Below are 26,353 nucleotides of genomic sequence, written 5' to 3'. Positions count from 1 at the left end.
GAGCCATTACGCCCGGAGGCGCTGCCAGCCCTCGACACGCCCCCGTAGGGCGAATAACCGCTCGCGGTTATCCGCCGTGAAACCCGGCGTAACGGCGGATAGCGCCTGCGGCGCTATTCGCCCTACCCGGCAAGCCGTTACGCCCGGCGGCGCTGCCCAGCCCTCGACATGTCCCTGAACGGCCGCACCGTCGGGCCGCGGGCTCAGGTGCTCTCCCGCGCCATCAGCTCGAACCCCATGTCCAGCGCGCTATCGCGCACCTCCTTGCCAGCGATCAGCGCCAGCAACTGCTCCGCCGCGCGCCGGCCGATGGCTTCGCGCGGGGTGCGGATGCTGCTCAGGCGCGGGACCGTGCAGTCCGAACCCGGCAGGTCGTTGAAACCGAGCACGGCGATCTGTTCCGGCACCTTGACCCCACGGCGCAGGGCCTCCAGCAGCGCGCCCTGGGCCAGGTCGTCGTTGCAGAAGAACACCCCGTCGACCTGCGGCTGGCTGGCCAGCAACTGCACGAAGAGTTCGCCGCCGAGGGCCACCGAGGACGGCCGCGGCGTAAGGATTTCCAGCCCCGGGTCGTAGCAGCCGGCCTTTTGCAAGGCGCGGCGGAACCCCTCGCCGCGCAGCAGGGTGCGCTGGTCGAGCTGGGCGCCGATGTAGGCCAGGCGCCTGCGGCCGCGTGCCAGCAGGTGCTCGGCGGCGGCCTCGCCGGCGCGCAACTGGGAGAAGCCGACGCAATTGAGCCCGGAGCCGGAGTCCAGGTCCATCATGTACACGCAGGGAATGCCGCTGGCCTCGATCATCCGCCGGGCGCTCTCGGTGCGCTCGAAGCCGGTCAGCAGCAGGCCGCGTGGCTGGTAGGCCAGGTAGTTGCGGATCAGGTCCTCTTCCTCGTTGCGCGAGTAGTGGAAGTTGCCGATCAGCACTTCCAGGCCCTGCGGCCGCAGTACCGCGTGGATCGCCTCGAGGGTCTCGATGAACAGCAGGTTGGCCAGCGACGGCACCAGCACCGCCACGCTGTGGCTTTGCGCCGAGGCCAGCGCGCGCGCCGCGGGGTTGGCCACGTAGCCGAGTTCGCGGGCGGCGTCGCGGACCTTCTGCGCCAGTTCTTCGGCGACGCTGGCGACGCCGCGCAACGCGCGCGACGCGGTGATCGGGCTGACCCCGGCACGGCGCGCGACTTCGTTGAGGGTGGGACGTCCGGTGGTTCGCGTGTTCTTGTCGTTCTTGGTGATGCTCATCGTGGCCTGCTTGCCAAACAAAATTCCAGGCACTAAGGTAGCGCTGTCTCGCGACCTGGGCAATCGCCTGAGGCGGCCTGTCCGCCACTGCCCGCGCGGGATTCGACAGACCACAACGACAAGAAGGCGGAGCCAGGCTCGCGCGATTTTTTCCAGGTCGCAAAGACAGCGCTGTCTCACGCTTGAGGTGTTCCATGCATCCACCCCTCCAAGCCCTGGTCATCATGGGTGTCGCCGGTTGCGGCAAGTCCAGCGTCAGCCAGGCCCTCTGCCAGCGCAGCGGCGCCCACGGCATCGAAGGCGACAGCTTCCATCCCGCCGCCAACATCCGCAAGATGAGCGCCGGCATCCCCCTCACCGACGACGACCGCGCCGGCTGGCTGGACACCCTCGCCGAGCAGCTGCGCCAGGCGGTGGCCGCCGGCAAGCTGCCGGTACTGACCTGTTCCGCCCTCAAGCGCGCCTACCGCGACCGGTTGCGCCGCGCGGTGCCCGGCCTCGGCATCGTCTACCTGGAACTGACCCCGGCGGTCGCCGCCGAGCGCGTCGCCCAGCGCCCCGGCCACTTCATGCCGGCGACCCTGATCGACAGCCAGTTCGCCGCCCTCGAGCCGCCGCTCGACGAACCCCTGACCCTGCGCCTGGACGCCACCCTGCCGGTGGAATGCCTGGCGCAGGCCGCCCACGCCTGGTGGCTGGAGCACGCCGCCGCCTGAAGTCTTTCGCTTGTCCGACAAAGATAGCGCTACCCCGAAAAAGCGCTTCAATGAAACAGCAACTCCGGTAGAACAACGACAAAAGGAGAGCCCTCCATGTTCGGCATGTCACACGATGCCTACCTGCTCCTCGACGCCCTGGTGACCATCATCGGCCTGATCGTGCTGATCACCCGCTTCAAGGTGCATCCCTTCATCGCCCTGATCATCGCCGCCGGCTTCCTCGGCCTGACCTCGGGGATGCCGGTGGAGAAGATCGTCAAATCCTTCCAGGACGGCTTCGGCGGCGTGCTCGGCTTCGTCGGCGTGATCCTCGCCCTGGGCACCATGCTCGGCAAGCTGATGGCCGATTCCGGCGGCGCCGACCAGATCGCCCGCACCCTGATCCGCGCCTTCGGCAAGGAGCGGGTGCACTGGTCGATGATGCTCGCCGCGTTCCTGGTGGGCATCCCGCTGTTCTTCGAGATCGGCTTCATCCTGCTGATCCCGCTGGTGTTCATCGTCGCCCGGCGCAGCGGCGTGTCCCTGATCAAGATCGGCATCCCGTTGCTCGCCGGCCTTTCCGCGGTGCACGGTCTGGTGCCGCCGCATCCCGGCCCGCTGCTGGCGATCGGCGTGTTCGGCGCCGACATCGGCAAGACCATCCTCTACGGCCTGATCGTCGCCCTGCCCACCGCCGCCATCGCCGGCCCGCTGTTCGGCGCGCTGGTCTCGCGCTACATACCCGGCACGCCATCGGCGGAACTGGTCGAGCAGATCGCCCACGAGCCCGAGACCCAGGACCTGCCCAGCTTCGGCGTGACCCTGGCGACCGTGCTGCTGCCGGTGTTCCTGATGCTGCTGAAGACCTTCGCCGACGTCGCCTTCCCCGATGGCCACGCGTTCCGCGCCTGGATGGACATGATCGGCCATCCGATCAGCGCCCTGCTCCTGGCCCTGCTGGTGGCGCTCTATACCTTCGGCTACGCCCGTGGCTTCGACTCGAAGAAGATCCTCAGGCTGCTCGACCAGAGCCTGGCACCGACCGCCGCCATCGTGATGATCATCGGCGCCGGCGGCGGCTTCAAGCAGATGCTGGTGGCCAGCGGGGTCGGCGACGTCATCGGCCATCTCGCGGTGAACGCGCAGATCTCGCCGATCCTGCTGGCCTGGCTGGTGGCCGCGGTGATCCGCATCGCCACCGGCTCGGCCACCGTCGCCACCATCACCGGGGCCGGCATCGTGGTGCCGGTGATCGACCTGATTCCCGGCGTCAACCGCGAGTTGCTGGTGCTCGCCACCGGCGCCGGCTCGCTGATCCTCTCCCATGTCAACGACGCCGGGTTCTGGCTGGTCAAGCAGTACTTCAACATGAGCGTCAGCGAGACCTTCAAGACCTGGACCGCGATGGAGACCATCCTCTCCGTGGTCGGCCTGGTCTTCATCCTGTTGCTGTCGCTGGTGCTCTGAGCACCAGCCCGACCGGAGTTCAGCCATGACCGAACCAATGCAACGCCCCGACCACGAAGCCTCGCGCTGGCCGCGCGACTTCGATATCCGCCAGCGCTATGCCGAGCAGCAGGAACTGCTTGAGCCACCGCCGGCGCGGCCCCGCGAAGAGCCTACCGCCGACGCCTGAAGCCAGCCGGCGCCATGCCTTTGCTCCCGCCCCCACGAAGCGGGAGCAAAGGCTGATTTCCGGCAAGGGCGCGACGGTTTTCCTGCTGAAACGATTTACCTTCGATCCGGACCGCGCTACAACAGTCCCACGCCTTTCATCCACGTCATTCGAGGACCCGCCATGACCGCCCCGCTCCACCTCGATTCGCTGTTTCCCAGCCTCGACGCCATTCCCGAGCAGTACCGCCCCGACGCCCCCATCGAGCAGCGCGACTACCTGGTCGACGGCCAACTGCGACATTGGGACGGCCCGCTGGCGCCGGTACGCAGCCCGGTATTCCTCGCCGAGGCCGACGGCGAGCGCCAGGTGATCCTCGGCAGCACCCCGCTGCTCGACGCCGACGCCGCGCTCGCCGCGCTCGACGCCGCGGTGCGGGCCTACGACCACGGCCAGGGCCTGTGGCCGAACCTGCGGGTGGCCGAGCGCATCCAGCACGTCGAACGCTTCCTGGCGCGGATGCGCGAGCAACGCGAGGCGGTGGTCAAGCTGCTGATGTGGGAAATCGGCAAGAACCTCAAGGACTCCGAGAAAGAGTTCGACCGCACCTGCGACTACATCGTCGATACCATCGAAGCGCTGAAGGAACTCGACCGCCGCTCCAGCCGTTTCGAACTGGAACAGGGCACCCTCGGCCAGATCCGCCGGGTTCCGCTGGGCGTGGCGCTGTGCATGGGGCCGTACAACTACCCGCTGAACGAAACCTTCACCACCCTGATCCCGGCGCTGATCATGGGCAATACGGTGGTGTTCAAGCCGGCCAAGTTCGGCGTGCTGCTGATCCGCCCGTTGCTGGAAGCCTTCCGCGACAGCTTCCCGCCAGGAGTGATCAACGTCATCTACGGGCGCGGCCGGGAAACCGTGTCGGCGCTGATGGCCAGCGGCAAGGTCGACGTGTTCGCCTTCATCGGCACCCATTCCGGCGCCAGCGACCTGAAGAAGCTGCACCCCCGCCCGCACCGCCTGCGCGCCGCCCTCGGCCTGGACGCGAAGAACCCGGGCATCGTCCTGCCGCAGGTCGACCTGGACAACGCGGTGAACGAGGCGGTCACCGGCGCGCTGTCCTTCAACGGCCAGCGCTGCACCGCGCTGAAGATCCTGTTCGTCCACGAAAGCGTGCTGCGACCGTTCCTCGACAAGTTCAGCGCGCGCCTGGCCAGCCTCAAGCCGGGCATGCCGTGGGAACCGGGAGTGGCGCTGACGCCGCTGCCGGAGCCGGGCAAGGTCGACTATCTCGAAGGCCTGCTGAACGACGCCCTGGCCAAGGGCGCACGAGTGGTCAATGCGGGCGGCGGCGAGCATCGGCAAAGTTTCTTCTACCCCGCTCTGCTGAGTCCGGTGAGCCCGGACATGCGCCTCTACCACGAGGAGCAGTTCGGTCCGCTGGTGCCGGTGGTGCCCTATCGCGAGCTGGACGAGGTGATCGACTACGTCCTGCGCTCCGACTACGGCCAGCAGTTGAGCCTGTTCGGCAACGACCCGGCGCAGATCGGCCGGCTGGTCGACGCCTTCGCCAACCAGGTCGGCAGGATCAACGTCAACGCCCAGTGCCAGCGCGGCCCGGACAGCTACCCGTTCAACGGCCGGAAGAATTCGGCGGAAGGCACCCTGTCGGTCCATGACGCGCTGCGGGTGTTCTCCATCCGCACCCTGGTGGCGACCCGCGACACCGAGGCGAACAAGACCCTGGTCAGCGAGATCATCCGCAACCGCGCGTCGAACTTCCTCACCACCGACTACATCTTCTGAAGCGCCTGTCCCTCTCCCGCCGGGAGAGGGACCTGCCGCCACCTCCCCCACTGTCCGCCAGGCAGCAGCCGCGCAACAGGCTGCCGCCCCGGCAACACCTCCTGCTCGCGCGAACCCGCGCAACCAGTGGCCTGCGCGGGTCGGCACAGGCTGTGCAACGGCCCGGACTCCAGGGTAGCCGTCGACCGGACGGCCCCGCTGCCTACCAGGAGTCCGCATGAACGCCCGCGTCCATCCCGAAGCCACCGCCGCCAGTCTCTCCGAAGGCGCCGACTACGAACTGCTCGCCCAGCGTTTCCGACCGATCTTCGCGCGCATCGCCGAAGGCGCCGTCGAGCGCGAACGGCAACGCGAACTGCCCCACGAGGCGATCGCCTGGCTCAAGCAGGCCGGCTTCGGCGCCGTGCGCGTGCCGCGCGAGCACGGCGGCGCCGGCGCCTCGCTGCCGCAGTTGGTTCAGTTGCTGATCGAACTGGCCGAGGCCGACTCCAACATCACCCAGGCCCTGCGCGGCCACTTCGCCTTCGTCGAGGACCGTCTCAATGCCGAGCCCGGCCCTGGCCGCGACCGTTGGCTGCGGCGCTTCGTCGAGGGCGACCTGGTCGGCTGCGCCTGGACCGAGGTCGGTTCGGTACGGCTGGGCGAAGTGCTCACCCGCGTCTCGCGCAAGGACGACGGTCGCTGGGTGGTGAACGGCAGCAAGTACTACAGCACCGGCAGCCTCTTCTCCGACTGGATCGATCTGTATGCCCAGCGCGACGACACCGGCGCCGACGTGATCGCGGCGATCCGCACCGACCAGCCCGGCGTGCGCCAGAGCGACGACTGGGACGGCTTCGGCCAGCGCACCACCGGCAGCGGCACGTCGCTGTTCGAGGACGCCGAGGTGGAGGAAGAGAACCTCATCGACTTCGCCAGCCGCTTCAAGTACCAGACCGCGTTCTACCAGTTGGTCCTGCTCGCGGTGCTGGCCGGCACCGGCCGCGCCGCCTTGCGCGACGTCGCCGCCGAGGTGCGCGGGCGGACCCGTATCTACAGCCACGGCAATGCCCCGCGAGTCAGCCAGGATCCCCAGGTGCAGCAGGTGGTCGGGCGCATCGCCGCGCGCGTCTACGCCGCCGAGGCGGCCACCCTGCGCGCCGCCGAAGCGGCCCAGCGCGCCTACCTGGCGCGCTTCGTAGGCGACCCGCAGGCGGAGAAGGAGGCCAATGTCGCCGCCGAGATCGAATCGGCCAAGGCCCAGGCGATCGTCGCCGAACTGGTGTTGCAGGCCACCAGCGAGCTGTTCGACGCCAGCGGCGCTTCCGCCGTCGGCCGCGGCAAGCAGCTCGACCGCCACTGGCGCAATGCGCGCACCGCCGCCTCGCACAATCCCCTGATCTACAAGCAACGGATCGTCGGCGACTGGGAGATCAATGGCAGCGAGCCGCCCTACGTCTGGCAGATCGGCAGCGGTCCGGCCACGGCGTCCCGCTGAACCTCGCCCATCCCATCGCAAGGAGTTGCCATGAGCGCACTGGAAAAGAACGCCGCCGATCCCTATCGGCAACCGCTGCCACGGACCCCGGCCCGGCGCATCACCGACGACGCCGAGGCGATCCGCGTCGCCCGCGAACTGGCCGGGCTGTTCGCCGAGGAAGCCTCGCTGCGCGACCGCCAGCGCCGGCTGCCGGTGGCCGAACTGGAAGCCTTCTCGCAGAGCGGCCTATGGGGCATCAGCGTACCGCGCGCCTACGGCGGCGCCGAGGTCGGCTACCGGACCCTGGCCGAAGTACTGAAGACCATCGCCGCGGTAGACCCGTCCCTGGCGCAGTTGCCGCAGAACCACCTGGCGGTGCTCGACCATTTGCGCCTGGACGGCAGCGAGGAGCAGAAACGCTTCTTCTACGGCCTGGTGCTAGACGGCGTGCGCTTCGGCAACGCCTTCTCCGAACGCCACAGCCGTACCGTCGCCGAATTCCAGACACGAGTGCTGGCGGATGGCGACGGGTTCCGCATCGACGGCCGCAAGTTCTATTCGAGCGGCGCCCTGCTCGCCCACTGGGTACCGGCCGTCGGCCTCGACGCCGAGCAGCGCGCGCACCTGGCGTTCATCCCGCGCGACGCGCCGGGGCTGACGGTGATCGACGACTGGTCCGGCTTCGGCCAGCGCACCACCGCCAGCGGCACCGTCATCCTGGACAACGTGCGGGTGCCGGCCGAGCACGTCATCCCGGTGCACCGCGCCTTCGACCGCCCCACCGCCGCCGGCGCCGTATCGCAGTTCATCCAGGCCGCCATCGACGCCGGCATCGCCCGTGGCATCCTCGCCGAGACCGTGCAGCAGGTGCGCCGCCACGCGCGGCCATGGATAGACGCCAACCAGCAGCATGCCTGGGAAGACCCCTACACCATCCAGCAGGTCGGCGACCTGCGCATCCGCGTGCGTGCCGCGGAAGCCGTGCTCGACCTGGCGGCCGACGCCATCGAAGCGGCGCTCGCCGCCCCCGACGAGGAGAGCGTGGCCGCCGCCTCGATCGCGGTGGCCGAGGCCAAGGTGCTCACCACCGAAGCCGCCCTGCTCGCCGCCAACCGGCTGTTCGAACTGGCCGGCACGCGCTCGACCCTGGAGGAACTCAATCTCGACCGCCACTGGCGCAACGCCCGCACCCACACCCTGCATGACCCGGTGCGCTGGAAATACCATGCCATCGGCAACTACCAGTTGAATGGGGTGAAGCCACCGCGGCACGCCTGGCTCTAGGAGCCGTCCCGGGCCCTGGGGCGGATATCGCCACTGGCGTCATCCGCCGTCCGCCCAGGTCAGGCCGGCAGCGCGTTGCGCCCGGCCTCCTTCTCCCAGAGCGCCCGCAGGTCGCGATAGCCGGCCGCCGGATGGGAATCCGGCAGACGCGGGCCGTCGCCGAACAACTTCTCGCGCAGAGTCCCCGGCGCATATTCGGTCTTGTACACCCCGCGCTTCTGCAACTCCGGCACCAGCAATTCGACCACGTCGCTGAAGGTTTCGTGGGCCAGCGCATAGGCCAGGTTGAAGCCATCCACGTCGGTGTCCTCCACCCACTCCTGCAACAGGTCGGCGACGGTCGCCGGGCTGCCGACGAACAGCGGGCCGAAGCCGCCGATACCGACCCAGTCGGCCAGCTCGCGGACCGTCCAGGTGCGCGTCGGATCGGCGCTGGAAAACGCTTCCACCGCCGATTGGATCGCATTGGTGTGGATGTGCCGCAGCACCTGGTCCGGCCGATACTGGCCGAAGTCGATCCCGGTCCAGCCGGAGATCAGCGCCAGGGCCCCTTCGTAGCTGACGAAGGCGCGGTATTCGTCGAACTTGGCCCTGGCCTTGGCGTCGGTTTCGCCCAGCACCACCGTCTGCAGGTTGAACACCAGTACCTTGCGCGGATCGCGGCCGGCCTCGGCGACGCGCTGGCGGATGTCGGCGACCGCCTGCTTGAGCACGGTCTTCGATGGCGCGGCGACGAACACGCACTCGGCGTGCTCGGCGGCGAAGCGCTTGCCACGACTCGACGCGCCGGCCTGGTAGAGCACCGGCGTGCGCTGCGGCGACGGTTCGCAGAGATGGATGCCGGGTACCTGGAAGTGCTCGCCGACATGGCGGATCTCGTGAATCTTGCCCGGGTCGCTGAAGATCCTTCGGCGACGGTCGCGGAGCACCGCGCCGTCCTCCCAACTGCCTTCGAAGAGCTTGTAGAGCACCTGTAGGTATTCGTCGGCATAGTCGTAGCGGCGGTCGTGGTCGAGCTGGGCCTGCTGGCCGAGGTTGCGCGCGCCGCTTTCCAGGTAGGAGGTCACTACGTTCCAGCCGATCCGGCCCTTGGTCAGGTGGTCCAGGGTCGAGAGTCGGCGGGCGAAGGGATAGGGATGCTCGAAGGACAGCGAGGCGGTCAGGCCGAAGCCCAGGTGGCGAGTCACCGCGGCCATCGGCGTGATCAGCGCCAGCGGGTCGTTCACCGGTACCTGGGCGGCCTGGCGGATCGCCGCGTCGCCATTGCCGTCGAGCACATCGTAGATGCCCAGCACGTCGGCGATGAACAGTCCGTCGAAACGGCCGCGTTCGAGCAACCGCGCCAGGTCGGTCCAGTACTCCAGGTCCTTGTACTGCGAGGAGCGGTCGCGCGGATGCGCCCAGAGGCCGGGCGACTGGTGGCCGACACAGTTCATTTCGAAGGCGTTGAGACGGATTTCGCGCGGCATGGGGACTCCTTGGCTTGCCTGTGCATCCGGCACCCCGTGCACAGCCCGTGCCGGGCCGCGGGGCCGCGCCGGACAAGGCCTGGGTGGCAAGCCCCTGTCGCTGTGCGGGCGCAACTGCTGGGCAAGTGTTGGTGGATCAACACATTCGCCCGCCCCACCCGAGCCCCGAGCCCCGAACCCCGTAGGGCGAATAGCGCCCCGGCGCTATCCGCCAGCGCACCGGCACCCCGCCCGGCGGATAGCCGCGAGCGGCTATTCGCCCTACCCGAGCATCCCCATTACCCGTAGGGCGAATAGCGCCCCGGCGCTATCCGCCAACGCACCGGTACCCCACCCGGCGGATAGCCGCGAGCGGCTATTCGCCCTACCCGAGCATCCCCATTACCCGTAGGGCGAATAGCGCCCCAGCGCTATCCGCCAGCGCACCGGTACCTCGTCCTACCCGAGCGCCCCGTGCGCCCAGCGCCGGTAGAGTCCGCGCGCCGCCGCGTCGAGCAGGTAGCCGAGCAGGCCGATCAGCAGCACCATCGCCATCAGCTCGGAGTACGCCAGGCGGTCGCGGGTGTCGAGGATGTAGTAGCCGAGCCCGGCGCTGACGCCAAGCATCTCGCAGGGCACCAGGACGATCCAGAGGATGCCGATGGCCAGGCGCACGCCGGTCAGCACATGGCCGAGGATGCCCGGCAGGATCACCCGGCGCAGGGTTTCCCAGGGCGTGGCGGCGAGGCTGCGGCTCAGTTGCAGCCAGCGCGGGTCGAGCTGGCGCACGCCGGCGGCGGTATTCAGCAGGATCGGCCAGAGCGCGGCGAAGGCCAGCAGGAAATAGATCGGCTGGTCGCCCACGCCCATCAGCATCACCGCGATGGGCATCCACGACAGCGGCGAGATCATCCGCAGGAACTGGAACGCCGGAGTGGTCGCCGCTTCCAGGTTGCGCGAGGCGCCCACCAGCAGCCCCAGCGGCACTCCCACCAGCAGCGCCAGGAACAAGCCCAGCAGGACCCGTTTCAGGCTCACCAGCACGTGCTCGTAGAGTTCGCGGCGTTCCAGCAGTTCACCCAGGCTGAGCAACGTCGCCTGCGGCGAGAAGCGTGCCGAAAGGCCGTCGGCGGCGCCGAACAGGGCCACGCCGAGCCACCACAGGGCGAACAGCGTCAACAGCCCGGCGACGCCTAGCGCGCCCTGGCGCAGCGTCTGCCTCACGGGCTGATCTCCTCGCTGCGCTGGAAGCCCTCGGCGAGGCCGAACGCCTGCAACCCGCCGACCTCTGCCAGGGCCTGGCGGACGAAGCGGTCGTCCACCAGGTCACTGGCCACCTGGCGCGGATCGAGGCTGGCGAGGAAGGCATTATTGCCTTCGATCAGGGTGTCCTTCAGCCGCCGCACCAGTTCCTCGGTATAGCTCGGATAGGGATAGGGCTGGAAGTCGATGCGCCGCTCCTGCCAGTCGGCGTGGCGGATCGCGCCGCTGGCGAGATAGGCCTGCTGCTCCTCGGCGCCCGGCGCCAGCACCCGGCCGAGGACCTCCGGTGCGTGCGGTGTGTAGCGGTTGGCTCCGGCCTTGGACAGCAACTGTGCGGCCTCGGCGCGGTGCTCGCGAGTCCATAGCTGGGCCTTGACGATGGCGTTGACCACCTTTTGCGACCACTGCGGCCGCCGCTCCAGGTCGTGTTCGTGCATGAACACCACGCAGCAGGCGTGGTTGCGCCAGACATCGCCGGTGAAGCGCTGTACCCGGCCGACCTTGAGGTTCTCCGCCAGGGCGTTGAACGGCTCGGCGACGATGTAGCCGTGGATGCGCTTGCTGGCCAGCGCCGGTGGCATGTCCGAAGGCGGCAGCACCACCAGGTTGACCTCGTCGGCGGCCAGCGCCGCGCCCACCGCACGGCTCACCGCGCGCAGGCCGTTGTCGCGCAGCAGTTGCTGCAACACCACGTTGTGGATCGAGTACCAGAACGGGATCGCCACGCTCTTGCCGCCGAGCTGGCGCACGTCGGCGATCTCCGGAGCCACCGTGAGCCCCGAGCCGCCGACGTGGTTCCAGGCCACCACCTTGGCCGGCACCTTGCTGCCGTAGCGGGCCCAGACGGTCATCGGCGACAGCAGGTGGATGACGTTGACCTGGCCGGAGATGAACGCCTCGATCACCTGCGCCCAGCTACGCAACAGCACCGGCCGTTCGGCCTGGATGCCCTCGGCCTCGAACAGGCCGTTGGCATGGGCCACCAGCAAGGGCGTGGCGTCGGTGATCGGCAGGTAGCCGATGCGCACCGGCGCGTCGGGTTCGGCGGCGGCACGCGCCTGCAGGCTGCTCAGCAGCGGCAACGCGCCGGCAGCGCTGAGCAGCGCGGCGAGCTTGAGGATGTCACGTCGGGAATGGGTCGGGTCGTCCAGGCACATGGGAGGCCTCCGGCTGAGCGATGGGATGGGCATGGGTGCGGCTCGCCCGCCGTAGGGTTTTCAGGATCTCGATGCGCAACGCGCCCAGTTCCTCGACCAGCTCCGCGCGTGGCTGCGGCAGGTCGATGCGCCACTCGCCGAGGGTCCGCGCCGGGCTGTCACCCAGTAGCAGGATGCGTTCGGAGAGCAGCAGGGCCTCGTCGATATCGTGGGTGATCAGGACCACGGCGGTGCCGCGCTCGTGGATCGCCCGCAGCAGCAGCTGCTGCATGTCGGCGCGGGTCACTTCGTCCAGCGCGCCGAAAGGTTCGTCGAGCAGCAGCACTTTCGGCTGCCGCGCCAGGCAGCGGGCCAGCGCGGTGCGCTGGGCCATGCCGCCGGAGAGTTGCGCCGGGTAGCGGGCACGGGCGTGCTCCAGGCCGACCGCGGCGATCGCCTGGTCGACGCGGGCCTGGCGGGTGGCCGCGTCGAGGTGCGGCTGGCGGGCGAAATCGAGGCCGAAGGCGACGTTCTTCTCCAGGTTCAGCCAGGGCAGCAGGCTGGGGTCCTGGAACGCCACCGCGACGCCCGGATGCGGTCCGCGCAGGGGCTCGCCGAGTACCCGCACGCTGCCGGCGGCCGGCTCCTGCAGGCCGGCCAGCACGCGCAGCAGGCTGGACTTGCCGACGCCGCTGGGACCGAGGATCGAGACCACCTCGCCGGCGCCCAGGCGCAATTCGAAATCGCCGAGCACCGCCTGCCAGCCGGCACCGCGCGGATAGCCGAGGGCGATCCCGCGAGCGTCGAGGAGCGCCTCGCTCATGCCTTGGCCTCGGCCTGGCGTTGCAGTTCGGCGCGCAGTTGCACCAGGCTCGGCGTAACGATCGGGACGAACGCCGACTCGCGCCAGCGGCGGGCGAAACCGGCGCCGTGCTCGCTCAGGTAGGCCTTGCCGCCGCTGGCCTGCAACTCCAGTTGCACGGCATTGGCGGCGGCTTCGGCGAGCCCGATGCGGATGCGGAACAGGCGTGCCGGCTGGCTGGCGAACTCGCCGCTGGCCAGTCCGGCGTGCAGCGCCGCCACGTGTCCGTCGAGGGTTTCGCGCTGTGCCGCCAGCTCGCCATCCAGGAGCGAACGGCTGCCGCCCAGGTGCCGCTGCACTTCGTCCAGTGCGCGGCGCGCCAGGCCGATGGCCATGCCGCATTGCAGGCCGAGGAAGGCCGGGCGCACCCGTGGCAGGAACTGCCGGGCGTCGTCGTGCAACAGCCAGTCGCGCCCGACCGCCACCGCGCGCAGATCGAGGGCGGCGGTGTTGCTGCATTGCAGGCCGAGCAGGCGCAGGTCCGCCGAGCGCTGCAAGCCGGCGAGGCCTTCGGGAATCGCCAGGACGAAGGGCTTGCCGCCCTCCCCGTGTTCGATCGCCGCCGCCACCACGAAATCGCCGCTGCGCAGGTTGGTCACCCACGGCAGGCGACCGTCCAGGCGCCAGCCGGCCTCCTCCGCGTGCGCCACCACCTGCAGCGCCTCGATCCCGGAAAGGAACTTCATCGCGTTGGACAACCCGGTGGCGCCGGCCAGGCGGCCGGCCAGCAGGTCGCCGAGCAGGCGTTGGCGCAGTTCCTGGTTGGGACTCTGCAACAGGTACTCGATGAAGGCGCGCTGGCCCCAGAAGACGAACGCCGCGGTCAGCGAGCGCGCCGCCACTGCGGCCACCCGCTCCACCGCGTCGGCGAGCGTGCCGCCGGCGCCGCCGAGGCGTTCCTCCACCGCCACGCCGAGCACGCCGGCGGCGGCCAGGCGCGGCAGCAGCGCGGCGGGATCGGCGTCGCCGCGGTCGAGGGCGTCGGCCTGGCGGTCGAGCCAGTCGCTCAGGGTCGGGTCAAGCATGGTCGTCACTCCTTGCGCCGGCGCGGCATGCCGCCCGGCAAGCGCAGGCTCAGGCCTGCGGGTTGGTCCAGCGATATTGCTCCAGCTCGGCATTGAGCGGCGTGCGGGCGAACACGTTGGCGAAGTTGCAGAGCGTCGCCAGGCTCACCCCGAGGATCACTTCCAGGGCCTGGGCCTGGTCGAAACCGGCGGCGCGGAAGGCTTCGAACTGCTCGTCGGTGACCGCACCGCGGCTGGCGATCACCGCGCGGGTGAAGTCGGCCAGGGCTTCGTAGCGGGCATCGGGCAGTTCGCCGCGGGCGCGCAGGGCCTCGATCACCGGCTCCGGCAGGCGCGCCTTGTTGCGCGCCACCGCGGTGTGCCCGGCAACGCAGAAGTCGCAGCCATGGGTGGTGGCCGCCACCAGTTGCACCACTTCCCGCTCGGGCAGGCCGAGGCTGGCCTTGGCGTTCAGCCCGGACACGGTGAGGTAGGTTTCCAGGGCGGCCGGCGCATTGGCCAGCACGCCGAGCAGATTCGGGATATAACCCGAGTTGTTTAGCGCGGTCTGGAGGAACGGACGCGCCGCCTCGGGGGCGTTTTCCAGGGTGAGCACGGGAACGCGTGACATGCTTTCGACTCCGGTGGTTGAGGTGTCGAAGAAGTCTCTTGGTAATAAGAAATCCATTCAATATTCTAAAGTCGCTATCACTTGCTCTTGAGTCTTTCCCTTAGATGAATTCGTCCAACCCGCTTGTCGATTGGTTATTAGACAGCCTCGAAGTCGACACCAGCCTGTTCCATGTCGGTCGCTACTGCGGCGGCTGGCATGCCTCCACCCACGGTCTGGCGCGTGCCAGCTTCCACCTGGTGGTGCAGGGACACTGCTGGGCGCACGTCGCCGGAAGCGCCCGGGGCTGGCGACTGGACAGCGGCGACGCGCTGTTCTTCCTGCGCGACGTCGAGTTCCGCCTGTCCAGCGAGGCCACCGCCGAGGCCGCGCGCTGCCAGCCGCGTGGCGAAATGCAGGCGCTGGAGTGGAACGCGGCGGACGGTGCCGGCCTGGTCTGCGGGTTCTTCCACTTCCATTCGGGATTGTCCGGGCTGATCGTCGACGCCCTGCCCGACTGGCTGATCCTGCGCGCCGGCGATCCGGCGCTGGACGCGGCGCGACGCCTGTTCGCCCTGATCGTCGACGAGTGCCGCCGCCAGCCGGCGCCGTCGCCGGTTCTGCTGGAGCGCCTCAGCCACCTGCTGTTCCTCTACGTGTTGCGCCAGCAGGTGCTCGACAACCCGACCCTCGGCGGCCTGGTGGCACTGGCACGCCAGCCGCAGTTCGCCGGCCTGCTGGAAGCGCTGATCGAGGCACCCGAACAGCCCTGGAGCCTGGAACAGATGGCCGAACGCACCGGACTCTCGCGCTCGGCCTTCTTCAAGCGCTTCAACGAACTCAGCGGTCAGTCGCCGGGGCAGGTCCTGCTGGCCCTGCGCATGCACCGCGCCTGCGCCCTGCTGCGCGCCGACGCCAGCGTCGCCGAGGTCGCGGCGGCGGTCGGCTACCAGTCCACCGCCGCCTTCACCCGTGCCTTCCACAAGGCCACCGGGCAGCAGCCGGGGGCCTATCGCAAGGCCAGCCGCTGATCACCAGAGACCGATCGGTACCAGGCGCCCGCCTTCCGGCTCGCCGTAGCGGAACGCCTGGCCGCGCAGGTCGATCTCCGCGTTGCTGATGGTAGTCCGCCGCTTCAGCCCGCGCAGCCAGTCGAACAGCATCCCGGCATGGGCCTCGCGCACCGCCGCATGCGCCGGGTCGGCGCCGAGGTCGCGCAATTCGCCGGGGTCGCTGGCAAGGTCGAACAGTTGGGCGCGGAAGCCGTCGTAGGCGATGTACTTCCAGCGCTCGCTGCGCACCATGTACATGCGGCAGGCATCGATGGGTCGGCCCAGGCGCTCCCGCACCGGCGCCTGGAAGGCGTAGTCGTACTCGGCGATGGCGTAGCGGCGCCAGTCCGCCGGCGGCGCGCCATGGACGAAGGGCAGCAGCGAACGGCCCTCGATGCGATGGCTGGCGGGCTCGACGGCGAAGGCTTCGAGGATGCTCGGCAGTACGTCGATGGACTGCACCAGCGCCTCCTCCACCCGGCCGCGGGTGGCGTCCGCCTCGGGGCGCGGATCGCGGATCAGCAACGGCACGCCCACCGCCGACTCGAGGAGGAACTCCTTCTCGCCCAGGCCGTGGTCGCCGAGGAAATCGCCATGGTCACTGGTGAAGACGATCAGGGTATCGTCCCAGCGCCCGCTGGCGCGCATGTGCTGGAAGAGCCGGCCGAGCTGGTCGTCGACCTGGCGGATCAGCCCCATGTAGGTAGGTATCACCTGCCGGCGCACGTCTTCGCGGGAGAAATTGAGGCTCTCGCGATGTTCGCGGAAGGCGCGGTACACCGGGTGGTCGCTTTCTTCGCCGGGCGCCGCGCGTAGCGCCGGGAGCACCTGGTCGGCGCGGTACAGCGCGTGGTACGGCGCCGGCGCGATGTAGGGCCAGTGCGGCTTGATGTAGGACAGGTGCAGGCACCAGGGACGCTCGCCCTGCTCGTCGATGAAATCCATGGCGCGACGGGTGGTATAGGCGGTCTCGCTGTGCGCCTCCGGCAAGCGTGTCGGCAATCCGGCATGGCGCATCCGCCAGCCGCTGAGGATTTCCCCGTCGGCGCTGGCGGCGGAGTTGGCCCAGTCGTGCCAGGGGTTGTCGCCGGTGAAGCCGAGGCGCCGCAGGTAGTGGGTGTAGGGCGCGCTTTCGCGCTTGTCGGCGAAGGCCGGGTCATCCGGGTAGACCCCGTCATTGCGGTCGTAGGGCTCGAAGCCGGCTTCGGCGAGGGCCGCGCCGCGCGCGCTGGCCGGATCGATGCCGAACCGCCGCATGCCTTCCAGGTTGGCCGTGGCGTGTGTCTTGCCGACCAGCGCGGTGCGGACTCCCGCGGCGCGCAGGTAGTCGCCCAGGGTCAGCTCCTCCAGCGGCAGCGGCACCGCGTTCCAGGCCACCTGGTGGCTGCTGACGTAGCGCCCGGTGTACGAGGACATCCGCGACGGCCCGCAGATGGTGCCCTGGGTATAGGCACGGGCGAAGCGCACGCCCTCCGCGGCCAGGCGGTCGATGTTCGGCGTGTGCAGATAGGGATGGCCGTAGCAGGACAGGTAATCGCGACGCAGTTGGTCGCACATGATGTAGAGGACGTTGCGGATCGGCTTGGGCTGGCTCATGACGGCTCGCGAAAAGGAAACGACGCTTCATTTCGCGGTCCGCCGCGTCCGGCGGCAAGCGCATTCGGAACATAGTTGGCATGCGTGCGACGCAATTCAGGTGGCGTCGTCGACCCGCTTCAGTTCGTCGATCATCGCCTCCGCCAGCGGCGACAGGCTGTAGCCGGCGCGGCTGACGATGCCGTAGCGGGTATGCAGTTCGTCGAGGTCGTCGGGCAGCTCGCGCACCCGCAGCGGACGCAGGCCTCCCTGTCCCGGCGGCGCCAGGTCGCCGAGGCCGCTGCTGATGCCGATGGCATCCGAGGCGAGAACCACGCCGAGCAGGCTATGGCCGTTCTCGCACTCGATGGCCGGGCGGAAGTCGGGACGCCCGCTGAGGTCCACCAGCACCTTGCGGATGTTCGGCGGGCTGATGTTGGTCGCCAGCGGGAAGCTCAACAGCTCCTCGGCGGAAACGCTCTCGCGAGCGGCCAGCGGATGCCCCTCGCGGCAGCAGAAATGCCAGCGCCGGGGACGCAGGCGCGAGGTCCGGTATTGCGGGTCGGCCTCGAAATGCCGGGTGTCGGCGACGAAGAACTCGAACTCCTCGGCCTGCAGGCGGCGGTTCAGCGCCTGCCAGTGTTCGACCTGGAAACTCACCCGCGCCTTCGGATAACGCACGTTGAAGCGCCCCACCGCACGCGGCACCAGCCAGGTGGCGGGAGCCGGTCCGGCGCCGAAGCGCAGTTCGCCGGCCTCCAGGCCGTTGAACAGGGCGATCTCGTTGGCCAGGTTGTGCGCGCCGCTGACCAGCCGGCGCGCATGTTCGAGGACGATCAGGCCCTGCTTGGTCGGACGCAGGTCCTTGGCAGCGCGGTCCACCAGGCGGCAGCCAGCGCTGTGTTCGAGCGCCTGGATGCTGCGGCTGAAGGCCGATTGCGAAAGGTTAACCGCCAGCGCCGCGGCGACGAAGCTGCGGTGCTCGTGAAGGGCGATGAAGTGGCGGAGCTGGCGGAGATCGATATGCATTTTCTACATGGAAAATATCGGGCGAATGCAATTGCCGGGGACGGCGTGGGCTTTTTATAAAGGCAATCTCTTATTCCGTAAAAGCAATATAAAACATAAATAAATAACCATACGGAATTAGCAGTCACCCCTTCATCCAGGACCCACACATGAATCGCCGACCCGCGTACCGCTCCATCCCGTCGTCCCGCAGCGCACCGTTCCGCCGTCGCCTGCTGCCCCTGTCGATCTGCCTGGCCTGCGCCGGAGGGGCGCAACTGGCCGGCGCCGACGACACCCCCGCGGGCACCGAAGAGGCGCGCCAGGCGCAGCCGGCCACCACCCTGCAGACCGTCACGGTGACCTCGCGGCGACGGGTGGAAAACTCCCAGGATGTGCCCACCGCGATGAGCGTGCTCGGCGGCGAAACCCTGGAGAGCCAGCGCATCTACCGGGTGCAGGACCTGCAGCAACTGGTGCCGAGCACCAACGTCGCCTACGTCCACGCGCGCCAGTCCAGCGTGTCGATCCGCGGCCTCGGCAACAACCCGGCCAGCGACGGCCTGGAAGGCAGCGTCGGGCTGTACCTCGACAACGTCTACCTCGGCCGCCCCGGCATGGCCTCGTTCGACCTTCTCGACATCGAGCAGCTGGAGGTCTTGCGCGGCCCGCAGGGCACCCTGTTCGGCAAGAACACCACGGCCGGGGTGATCAACATCGGCACCCGTGCGCCGAGCTTCACTCCGGAGCGCAGCGTTGAGATATCCGGCGGCGAGGACGGCTACTTCCAGGCCAGGGGCACGATTTCCGGACCGCTCGGCGAGACCCTCGCCGGGCGCCTGTCGGCCTACCGCACCCGCGACGACGGCTACGTGAAGAACCTCCACGACGGCAACACCCTCAACGGCGGCGCACGCCAGGGCTTCCGCGGGCAGTTGCTGTTCAAGCCGAACGACGACTTCAGCCTGCGCTGGATCGGCGACTACAACGAGGAAGACTCCGACAATGGTGTCCTTACCCTGTTCAGCAGCGGCCCCACGGTGAACGGCGTGAACCGCTACGAACAGCGCGCCGCCGCGGCCGGCGCGACGCTGGTGGATGGCCATCGGCGCAAGGTCAACTTCGACTCGGACCAGCAGGTCACGGTGTTCCAGGGCGGAACCTCGGTGGAAGCCAACTGGAAGCTGGCCAACGACTTCACCCTCACTTCCATCAGCGCCTACCGCTGGTGGGATTTCACGCCGCGCAACGACGACGGCCTGGACGTACCGGCGGCCTATAACGCCGGAGTCTCGGTGCGCGACAAGCAGTGGTCGCAGGAAATCCGCCTGGCTTCGCCCAGCGGCGGCTTCTTCGACTACGTGCTCGGCGCCTACTACTTCGGCCAGGACCTCGACAACAAGTCCTTCACCGACTACGGGCCCAGGGCAGACATCTGGAACGGAACCCCCGCCGGCGCCCTGAGCGACGTCAGCACCCGCGGTCGCGGGCACATCGACACCGACAGCTACGCGCTGTTCGCCCAGGGCACCTGGCACCTAACCGAGCGCCTGGACCTAACCGCCGGCGTGCGCGGCACCTACGAGGAAAAGTCCGCCTGGGTCGAACGCTACGCCCCGCTCGGCGGCGCCGCGGTGAGCGGCGCGGCGGCGGCCGCGCGCAACGGCAGGGTCGGCGCCTACGACAGCGGCGACATCGGCCTGCACAGCGTCAGTCCGTCCGCTCTGCTCAGCCTCAGCTACCGCTTCAGCGACCAGGTTCTGGGCTACGCCTCGCTGTCCCACGGCGAGAAATCCGGCGGCGTCAACCTGACCGTGGCCAGCGCTCCCAGCGCCGGTGCCGACTCGCTGCTGATTGGCACCGAGCGCGCCAACGATGCCGAGCTGGGGTTGAAGACCACCCTCCTCGACAACCGCCTGATCCTCAACGGCAACCTGTTCTGGACCGTGGTCCACGGCTACCAGGCCAATGCCTACGACGAGGCCAACCGCACCCAGTACCTGACCAATGCCGGCGATGTGCGCTCGCGCGGCCTGGAGTTCGAAGCGACGGCCCTGCCGATCCGCGGCCTGACCCTGAATTTCAATGCGTCCTACAACGACGTTCGCTACCTGTCCTACAAGAACGCCCCGTGCGCCCCCGAGGTGGCCTTCCAGACCGGCGCCCCGGCGTCCTGCGACCTCAGCGGGCACCAGGTGGTCGGTGCCTCGAAGTACATCGCCAACCTCAATGGCGAGTATCGCTGGAAGCTCGACGATGGCCTGGAGCCCTACCTCACCGCCAGCTACGCGTTCCGCTCCAGGGCGGTGGGCACCATCGACGATTCCGCATACGGACAGATCCCCAGCTACGCCCTGGTCAACGCCTCCGCCGGCCTGCGCGGCGACTACGGGGACGGCCAGTGGGACCTGTCCCTGTGGCTGAAGAACGCTTTCGACAAGACCTACTTCACCAGCCTCTGGAATTCCGCCAACGGCGGCTACGCCGGCGTGCTCGGCACGCCGCGCACCCTGGGCGTGACCGCCCGCTACGACTTCTGAACCGATCGCCGAGGAACCCGCCATGCCCAGATTCCCGATGCTCCTGCTCAGCGCCGCGCTGCTCGCCGCCGGCGCCCATGCCGCGCCCAGCGTCTACCCCACCGGAGTGACCCGCTACGACCCGCAGAAGGCCTTCAACCAGTACGTGATCTTCAGCGGCGCAGACCGCAAGACCCACCTGATCGACATGAACGGCAACGAGGTGAAGCGCTGGGACTACCCCGGCTTCCCCGCCGCCGTGATCGACCCGGCCCTGAACGGCGGCAAGCGCGGCCATGTGCTGCTGCAACTGGCCGACCTGGCCGCTCCGGACAAGCTGGCCTCGCCCGGCAACGGCCTGGCCAACCAGGCCCTCGGCGAGCTGGACTGGGATGGCAAGGAGGTCTGGCGCTGGGGTGACCAGGCGCCGGGCGGCGCCGCCCATCAGCACCACGACCAGCGCCGGCTGGCCAACGGCAACACCCTGCTGCTGGCGAACAAGGTCCACGCGGTGAAGGGCTTCGCCGTGCCCCGGGTAATCGATGACGTGATCTACGAGGTCACGCCGCAGGGCAAGCTGGCCTGGAGCTGGACCGCTTCGGAGCATCTCGACGAATTCGGATTCACCGCCGACCAGTTGAAGCGGGTACGGGCCAGCGAGAACCCCGACTACCTGCACATCAACAACCTCGCCCCGCTCGGCGAGAACCGCTGGCACGCTGCCGGCGACCGGCGCTTCGCCCCGGACAACCTGCTGCTCGACTCACGCAACGCCAACTTCATAGCGATCGTCGACAAGGCCAGCGGCAAGGTGGTCTGGCGCCTCGGCCCGAACCTTCCGCCGATCGACCCGAAGAGCGCCCGTAAGCTGCCGCGCCCGGTGGACCAGATCAGTGGCCAGCACGACGCCCACCTCATTCCCGAGGGCCTGCCGGGCGCCGGCAACCTGCTGGTGTTCGACAACCAGGGTGACGCCGGTTACCCCTCGGTACAGCGCGGGCTGGTCTCCGGCTCGCGGGTACTGGAAATCGACCCGCTGAAGAAGCAGATCGTCTGGCAATACACTGCCGAGGACTCGCAGCAGCCCGGCTGGGCCTTCTACAGCGCCTTCATCAGCAGCGCGCGGCGCCTGCCCAACGGCAATACGCTGATCGACGAAGGGCAGAACGGACGCTTCTTCCAGGTAACGCCCGGCGGCGAGATCGTCTGGGAGTACGTCAGCCCCTACTTCGGCAAGGCGCCGCGCGGCGACGCCCGGAGCAACTGGGTCTACCGCGCGCTGCCGGTGGCCTACGACTGGGTGCCCGAAGGTACGCCGCGCGAGGAGAAGGCGGTGAACCTGGCGGTTCCCGGCGCCACGCCGCAGGACACGGCGCAGCGTTGAAGCGGATGGCGGCGGATAGAGCCACGGCCCGCTACCCGCCCCTGCGGCCACCCGGCGCCACGCAGGGGAGCGAGGCTCGCGGGTGGTCCCCTGCACAGCCCCGCCGCTTCGGGCTAGGATGTGCCTTCGTTCCCCCGGTCGGCCCGCGCCCATGCCCAGAGCCAGCAAAGTCACCGATCCGTCCTACGAGCTGATGGACGATCACGAAGGCCATTCGCTGATCTACCGCCAGCACGGCTTCCCCAGCCCGCTGGTGCGCTGGCACTTCCACAAGGAATACGAGCTGCACCTGATCGTCGCCAGCTCCGGCAAGGTATTCATCGGCGACTACATCGGCAACTTCGCCCCCGACACCCTGTTCCTCACCGGTCCCAACCTGCCGCACAACTGGATCAGCCAGGTTGAGCCCGACGAGGTGGTGGCCCGGCGCGACATGCTGGTGAACTTCACCGACGAGGTGCTGGAGGACGGCAGCGGCGTATTCTCCGAGCTGAACCGCCTGGCCCCGCTGCTGGCGCGGGCGCGCTACGGCATCGAGTTCCGCGACCCGGCGCTGATCGGCGAAAGCCGGCGACTGTTGCAACGCATCGCCGACAGCGGCGGCATGACCCGCCTGGGATACTTTTTTATCCTCATGGAACAGCTCGCCGAATGCGAGGACTACCAGTTGCTCTCTACCGTCACTTCCTCGCAACTGGCCGACGAGCACAACGTCGAACGGATCAACCGGGCGGTGGACTACATCTTCCAGCACTACGCCCAGGACCTCACCCAGGAGCAGGTCGCCGCCCACCTGGGCATGACCCCCACCTACTTCTCGCGCTTCTTCAAGCAGGCCGCCGGGCGCGGCTTCGTCGAGTTCGTCAACCGCCTGCGCATCAGCAAGTCCTGCGAGCTGCTGGCCCGCAGCGAGCTGCCGGTGACCGAGGTGTGCTTCGAGTCGGGCTTCAGCAACCTGTCCAATTTCAACCGGCGCTTCCAGCAGCTCAAGGGCATGACGCCCACCGGCTACCGGCGCCTGGTGACCCAGCGGCTGACCGAGCAGAACCTGCTCTGAGCCTCCAGCGCCCCACCCCGGCGGTGCAAAAAAGTATCGGTCGAAGTGCAGTCGAGGCTTTGTCGGTTGCGTGACGCGCCTGTGTAATCGGCAGCGAGCGACACAAAAACAATAATGTCTTCCGCGCCGCCCGCCGGCCCGGAAGAGGAGTTCACCGATGAACGACTCGATCAAGGCCTGCCTGGCCGCCGCCTGCCTCGCCCTGCCCCTGCTGGCCCAGGGCGCCGAGACCCTGACCATCGCCACGGTCAACAACAACGACATGATCCGCATGCAACGCCTGTCCAAGGTGTTCGAGGAAAGCCACCCGGACATCGCGCTGAAATGGGTGGTGCTCGAAGAGAACGTCCTGCGCCAGCGCCTGACCACCGACATCGCCACCCAGGGCGGACAGTTCGACCTGCTCACCATCGGCATGTACGAAGCCGCGCTTTGGGGCGCCAAGGGCTGGCTGGAACCGATGAGCGGGCTGCCCGCCGACTACGCCCTGGACGACCTGTTGCCCTCGGTGCGCGACGGTCTCTCCGTCAAGGGCACGCTGTACGCCCTGCCGTTCTACGCCGAAGCCTCGATCACCTACTACCGCAAGGACCTGTTCCAGCAGGCCGGGCTGCGGATGCCCGAGCAACCGACCTGGACCCAGCTCGGCGAATTCGCCGCCAGGCTCAACCGCCCGGACCAGGGCCAATACGGCATCTGCCTGCGCGGCAAGGCCGGCTGGGGCGAGAACATGGCGTTGATCGGCACCCTGGCCAACGCCTTCGGCGCACGCTGGTTCGACGAGCGATGGCAGCCCGAATTCAGCGGCGGCGAATGGAAGAAGGCTCTCGACTTCTATGTCTCCACCCTCAAGCGGTACGGCCCGCCCGGCGCCTCCAGCAACGGATTCAACGAGAACCTGGCGCTGTTCAACAGCGGCAAGTGCGCGATCTGGGTGGACGCCAGCGTCGCCGGTTCGTTCGTCACCGACAAGAGCCAGAGCAAGGTCGCCGACGCCACCGGCTTCGCCTTCGCCCCCCGGGAAGTCACCGACAAGGGCGCCTCCTGGCTGTATTCCTGGGCCCTGGCGATTCCCGCCAGCTCGCGCGCCAAGGACGCGGCGAAGGCCTTCGCCACCTGGGCCACCTCGCAGGCGTACGGCAAGCTGGTGGCAGACAGGGAAGGCGTGGCCAACGTGCCGCCCGGCACCCGCGCCTCGACCTACAGCGAGGCCTACCTGGCCGCCGCGCCGTTCGCGCGGGTCACCCTGGAATCGCTGAAGCGCGTCGATCCCAACCATCCGACGCTGAAGCCGGTGCCCTATGTCGGCATCCAGTTGGTCACCATCCCCGAGTTCCAGGCCATCGGCACCCAGGTCGGCAAGCTGTTCTCCGCCGCCCTCACCGGGCAGATGAGCAGCGACCAGGCGCTCGCCGCCGCGCAGCAGAGCACCGCCCGCGAGATGAAGCGCGCCGGCTATCCGAAGTAGTCCGCCGCCGGGCGCAGCCGCGCCCGGCGCGGCGCTGCTCGAGCGCTTGTCCTTGAAGATCCAGACGGAGTCGCCATGAACACCTCGGCCCTCGATACCCCGCTCCCGGCCCGTCCCGCCCGCCGCCGTCTCCAGCGCCGCCGGCGCGGCCCTGGCTGGCTCCTGGTCAGCCCCTCGGTGGCGCTGCTGCTGTTGTGGATGATCGTGCCCCTGGGCATGACCCTGTATTTCTCGCTGATCCGCTACAACCTGCTGTATCCCGGCGAGAATGCCTTCGTCGGCCTGGAGAACTTCACCTTCTTCGTCACCGACGCCGGCTTCCTGCCCGGCGCGCTGAACACCCTGCTGCTGGTGGGCAGCGTGCTGGCGATCAGCGTGGCGTTCGGCGTGCTCATCGCCGCGCTGCTGGAGGCCGGCGAATTCTTCGGCCGCGGCGCGGTGCGGGTGTTGCTGATCTCGCCGTTCTTCATCATGCCGACGGTGAGCGCGCTGCTCTGGAAGAACCTGATCTTCCACCCGGTCTCGGGCATCCTCGCCGCCGTCTGGCGCCTGTTCGGCGCCGAGCCGGTGGATTGGCTGGCGCACTATCCGCTGCTGTCGATCATCCTCATCGTCTCCTGGCAATGGCTGCCCTTCGCCATCCTGATCCTGATGACCGCCATGCAGTCCCTCGACCAGGAGCAGAAGGAGGCTGCCCGCCTCGACGGCGCCGGTCCGCTGGCGATCTTCTGGCACCTGACCCTGCCGCACCTGGCGCGGCCCATCGCGGTGGTGCTGATGATCGAGACGATCTTCCTGCTCTCGGTGTTCGCCGAGATCTTCACCACCACCAGCGGCGGCCCCGGCTACGAATCGACCAACCTCGCCTACCTGATCTACAACCAGGCGCTGCTGCAGTTCGATGTCGGCATGGCCTCGGCCGGGGGCCTGATCGCGGTGCTGATCGCCAATATCGCCGCCATCGTGCTGGTGCGGATGATCGGCAAGAACCTTACCGAGCGCAGCTGAGGAACCCGCCATGCTGACACTCAAGCAATCCCGCCGCCTGCGCAATGCCCTGCTCGGCCTGCTCTGCTGGGGCATCGCCCTGCTGCTGTTCTTCCCGATCTTCTGGATGCTGCTGACCAGCTTCAAGAGCGAGATCGACGCCTTCGCCACGCCGCCGCAGTTCATCTTCCAGCCGACCCTGGAGAACTACCTGCACATCAACGAGCGCAGCGACTACTTCGCCTACGCCTGGAACTCGTTGCTGATCTCCTCCTCGGCGACTCTCCTGTGCATGCTCGTCGCGGTGCCGGCGGCCTACTCCATGGCCTTCTTCGAGACCCGCCACACCAAGCGCACGCTGCTCTGGATGCTGTCGACCAAGATGCTTCCGCCGGTCGGCGTACTGATGCCGATCTACCTGCTGGCCAAGCAGTTCGGCCTGCTCGATTCGCGGCTGGCGCTGATCATCGTCTACACCCTGATCAACCTGCCGATCGTGGTCTGGATGGTGTACACCTACTTCAAGGACATCCCCGTGGACATCCTCGAAGCAGCGCGCCTGGACGGCGCCGGCACCTGGCAGGAGATCGTCCGCGTACTGCTGCCGATCGCCCGCGGCGGGCTCGCCTCGACCCTGCTGCTGTCGCTGATCCTGTGTTGGAACGAGGCCTTCTGGTCGCTCAACCTGACCTCCTCGGCCGCCGCCCCGCTGACCGCCCTGGTCGCCTCCTATTCCAGCCCCGAAGGACTGTTCTGGGCCAAGCTCTCGGCCGTCTCCACCCTCGCCTGCGCGCCGATCCTGGTCTTCGGCTGGATCAGCCAGAAGCAGCTGGTACGCGGCCTTTCCTTCGGCGCCGTGAAATGAAGCGCATCCCCATCC

Annotated in this window: 22 protein-coding genes; 13 read left to right on the top strand and 9 right to left on the bottom strand. The window is 68.5% G+C overall.

Annotation, left to right across the window (positions count from 1 at the left end; all coding sequences use genetic code 11):
- Nucleotides 1-203: 203 nt before the first annotated feature.
- Nucleotides 204-1,235 (bottom strand): HTH-type transcriptional regulator GntR, encoded by a 1,032-nt coding sequence (gntR, locus tag ACYAF3_RS25000; RefSeq protein WP_003107131.1) that lies wholly within the window; start codon nt 1,233-1,235, stop codon nt 204-206.
- Between the two features lie 194 nt (nt 1,236-1,429).
- Here gntR and ACYAF3_RS24995 point away from each other — a divergent pair, with 194 nt between their 5' ends.
- From ACYAF3_RS24995 to ACYAF3_RS24970, 6 genes are all read left to right on the top strand, one after another.
- The gene (locus ACYAF3_RS24995; protein ID WP_003107130.1) at nt 1,430-1,951 is read left to right on the top strand and encodes a gluconokinase, GntK/IdnK-type; all 522 of its coding nucleotides are present in this window, start codon (nt 1,430-1,432) and stop codon (nt 1,949-1,951) included.
- A 96-nt stretch (nt 1,952-2,047) separates the two neighbouring features.
- Nucleotides 2,048-3,400, top strand: coding sequence for a GntP family permease (locus tag ACYAF3_RS24990; protein WP_003107128.1), 1,353 nt, complete (start codon nt 2,048-2,050; stop codon nt 3,398-3,400).
- Between the two features lie 25 nt (nt 3,401-3,425).
- Complete coding sequence (locus tag ACYAF3_RS24985) at nt 3,426-3,569, top strand: hypothetical protein (RefSeq protein ID WP_003089416.1); 144 nt, start codon at nt 3,426-3,428, stop codon at nt 3,567-3,569.
- A gap of 162 nt (nt 3,570-3,731) precedes the next feature.
- The gene (locus ACYAF3_RS24980; protein ID WP_003117844.1) at nt 3,732-5,357 is read left to right on the top strand and encodes an NADP-dependent glyceraldehyde-3-phosphate dehydrogenase; all 1,626 of its coding nucleotides are present in this window, start codon (nt 3,732-3,734) and stop codon (nt 5,355-5,357) included.
- Nucleotides 5,358-5,574: 217 nt separating this feature from the next.
- The gene (locus tag ACYAF3_RS24975) at nt 5,575-6,834 is read left to right on the top strand and encodes an acyl-CoA dehydrogenase family protein (protein ID WP_003144055.1); all 1,260 of its coding nucleotides are present in this window, start codon (nt 5,575-5,577) and stop codon (nt 6,832-6,834) included.
- 30 nt (nt 6,835-6,864) lie between these two features.
- Nucleotides 6,865-8,100 (top strand): SfnB family sulfur acquisition oxidoreductase, encoded by a 1,236-nt coding sequence (locus ACYAF3_RS24970; RefSeq protein ID WP_003111381.1) that lies wholly within the window; start codon nt 6,865-6,867, stop codon nt 8,098-8,100.
- Nucleotides 8,101-8,159: 59 nt separating this feature from the next.
- On the opposite strand, the gene ACYAF3_RS24965 is transcribed toward ACYAF3_RS24970, so the two are convergent.
- From ACYAF3_RS24965 to ACYAF3_RS24940, 6 genes are all read right to left on the bottom strand, one after another.
- The gene (locus tag ACYAF3_RS24965; protein WP_003107490.1) at nt 8,160-9,569 is read right to left on the bottom strand and encodes an LLM class flavin-dependent oxidoreductase; all 1,410 of its coding nucleotides are present in this window, start codon (nt 9,567-9,569) and stop codon (nt 8,160-8,162) included.
- Between the two features lie 438 nt (nt 9,570-10,007).
- Nucleotides 10,008-10,772 (bottom strand): ABC transporter permease, encoded by a 765-nt coding sequence (locus ACYAF3_RS24960; RefSeq protein WP_003107734.1) that lies wholly within the window; start codon nt 10,770-10,772, stop codon nt 10,008-10,010.
- Entirely contained in the window at nt 10,769-11,968 is a 1,200-nt protein-coding gene (locus tag ACYAF3_RS24955) for an ABC transporter substrate-binding protein (protein WP_003107732.1), read from the bottom strand. Before ACYAF3_RS24955 ends, ACYAF3_RS24960 begins: the two co-directional genes overlap by 4 nt.
- Nucleotides 11,934-12,770, bottom strand: a complete 837-nt coding sequence (locus ACYAF3_RS24950; RefSeq protein ID WP_003115101.1) for an ABC transporter ATP-binding protein — start codon at nt 12,768-12,770, stop codon at nt 11,934-11,936. The genes ACYAF3_RS24955 and ACYAF3_RS24950 overlap by 35 nt, the downstream gene beginning before the upstream one ends.
- A complete protein-coding gene (locus ACYAF3_RS24945; RefSeq protein WP_003117847.1) occupies nt 12,767-13,834 on the bottom strand; it encodes an acyl-CoA dehydrogenase family protein in 1,068 nt (355 codons plus the stop codon). The genes ACYAF3_RS24950 and ACYAF3_RS24945 overlap by 4 nt, the downstream gene beginning before the upstream one ends.
- A gap of 49 nt (nt 13,835-13,883) precedes the next feature.
- Nucleotides 13,884-14,444 (bottom strand): carboxymuconolactone decarboxylase family protein, encoded by a 561-nt coding sequence (locus tag ACYAF3_RS24940; RefSeq protein ID WP_003089433.1) that lies wholly within the window; start codon nt 14,442-14,444, stop codon nt 13,884-13,886.
- A 104-nt stretch (nt 14,445-14,548) separates the two neighbouring features.
- On the opposite strand from ACYAF3_RS24940, the gene ACYAF3_RS24935 reads away from it, so the two are divergent.
- Nucleotides 14,549-15,454: an AraC family transcriptional regulator gene (locus ACYAF3_RS24935; protein WP_003089436.1), complete on the top strand. Its 906-nt coding sequence runs from the start codon at nt 14,549-14,551 to the stop codon at nt 15,452-15,454.
- Here ACYAF3_RS24935 and ACYAF3_RS24930 read toward each other — a convergent pair whose 3' ends face one another.
- Nucleotides 15,455-17,071 carry an alkaline phosphatase family protein gene (locus ACYAF3_RS24930; RefSeq protein ID WP_094009705.1) on the bottom strand — a complete coding sequence of 539 codons (1,617 nt, stop codon included), beginning with the start codon at nt 17,069-17,071 and terminating at the stop codon, nt 15,455-15,457.
- Between the two features lie 96 nt (nt 17,072-17,167).
- The gene (locus ACYAF3_RS24925) at nt 17,168-18,079 is read right to left on the bottom strand and encodes a LysR family transcriptional regulator (RefSeq protein WP_003105356.1); all 912 of its coding nucleotides are present in this window, start codon (nt 18,077-18,079) and stop codon (nt 17,168-17,170) included.
- 149 nt (nt 18,080-18,228) lie between these two features.
- On the opposite strand from ACYAF3_RS24925, the gene ACYAF3_RS24920 reads away from it, so the two are divergent.
- From ACYAF3_RS24920 to ACYAF3_RS24895, 6 genes are all read left to right on the top strand, one after another.
- Entirely contained in the window at nt 18,229-20,598 is a 2,370-nt protein-coding gene (locus ACYAF3_RS24920) for a TonB-dependent receptor (protein WP_003117849.1), read from the top strand.
- Nucleotides 20,599-20,620: 22 nt separating this feature from the next.
- The gene (locus ACYAF3_RS24915) at nt 20,621-21,961 is read left to right on the top strand and encodes an aryl-sulfate sulfotransferase (RefSeq protein WP_023086228.1); all 1,341 of its coding nucleotides are present in this window, start codon (nt 20,621-20,623) and stop codon (nt 21,959-21,961) included.
- Between the two features lie 151 nt (nt 21,962-22,112).
- Nucleotides 22,113-23,018 carry an AraC family transcriptional regulator gene (locus tag ACYAF3_RS24910; protein ID WP_003089438.1) on the top strand — a complete coding sequence of 302 codons (906 nt, stop codon included), beginning with the start codon at nt 22,113-22,115 and terminating at the stop codon, nt 23,016-23,018.
- Between the two features lie 157 nt (nt 23,019-23,175).
- A complete protein-coding gene (locus ACYAF3_RS24905; protein ID WP_003105362.1) occupies nt 23,176-24,486 on the top strand; it encodes an ABC transporter substrate-binding protein in 1,311 nt (436 codons plus the stop codon).
- A 75-nt stretch (nt 24,487-24,561) separates the two neighbouring features.
- Entirely contained in the window at nt 24,562-25,494 is a 933-nt protein-coding gene (locus tag ACYAF3_RS24900; RefSeq protein ID WP_003105364.1) for a carbohydrate ABC transporter permease, read from the top strand.
- 10 nt (nt 25,495-25,504) lie between these two features.
- Complete coding sequence (locus ACYAF3_RS24895) at nt 25,505-26,338, top strand: carbohydrate ABC transporter permease (RefSeq protein WP_003105365.1); 834 nt, start codon at nt 25,505-25,507, stop codon at nt 26,336-26,338.
- The last annotated feature ends 15 nt before the right edge of the window (nt 26,339-26,353 follow it).

This window comes from Pseudomonas sp. TZ252 (assembly GCF_056110345.1).
The sequence above is the reverse complement of the archived record's forward strand: the minus strand, read 5'-3'. Positions and strand labels throughout refer to the sequence as shown.